At 61.3% G+C, this 716-nt stretch carries 1 protein-coding gene; it reads left to right on the top strand.

What is annotated here, in order from left to right; translation table 11 throughout:
* On the top strand, positions 1–716 hold a 716-nt coding region (locus tag IT40_RS26510), incomplete at both ends, for a phage major capsid protein (RefSeq protein ID WP_036761541.1).

Consider the following 716-nt stretch of genomic DNA (forward strand, 5'->3'; position numbering starts at 1 on the left):
TAATGCCCAGGTTGATACCAAGGTTTTCAATGCCGTTCTGTCGCGGCTGGACAAGCTGGAAGCCAAGGCGAACCGTCCGGGCGCGCCGGGTATCGTCCAGGGCGAGACTGCCGAGAAAAAGGCGTTCGTCAGCTACCTGCGCGGCGGTGAGGCCCGCATGGAAGCAACCGAGGTGAAGGCGCTGGCCGTCGCCAATAACGCCAATGGCGGCTATCTGGTCCCGCCCGAGTTTGGTTCGGAAATCCTGAAGCTGCTGACCGAAATGTCGCCGCTGCGCCAATATGCCAGTATCCAAACCGTCACCGGCACCGACATCACCTTTCCGACCCTGCTGTCGGGCGTGAATGCATTCTGGACCGAGGAAGGCGGCGACATGACCGTCAGCGAACCGACCTTTGGTCAGGTCAAGATCGCGAACCATGAGCTTTCCAGCTTCTATGTCGCCAGCAACAAGGTGCTGGAAGATAACGCCTATGATCTGGAAGCCGTGATGAATCGCGAACTGGCCGAGGGCTTTGCCAAGGTGGAAGGGCTGGCCTTTGTCAAAGGCACCGGCACCGGCCAGCCGCGCGGCCTGATGACCGCCGCCGGCATTGCCGAGGTCAAGACCGGCGCTGCCGCGAACTTCCCGGCAGCGAACCCGATGGATGTGCTGATCACCATGCAGCACGCCATTCCGTCATTCCACGCCCGCAACGCGGTCTGGCTGATGAACC

This window comes from Paracoccus versutus, assembly GCF_000763885.1.
Taxonomy (GTDB): domain Bacteria; phylum Pseudomonadota; class Alphaproteobacteria; order Rhodobacterales; family Rhodobacteraceae; genus Paracoccus; species Paracoccus versutus.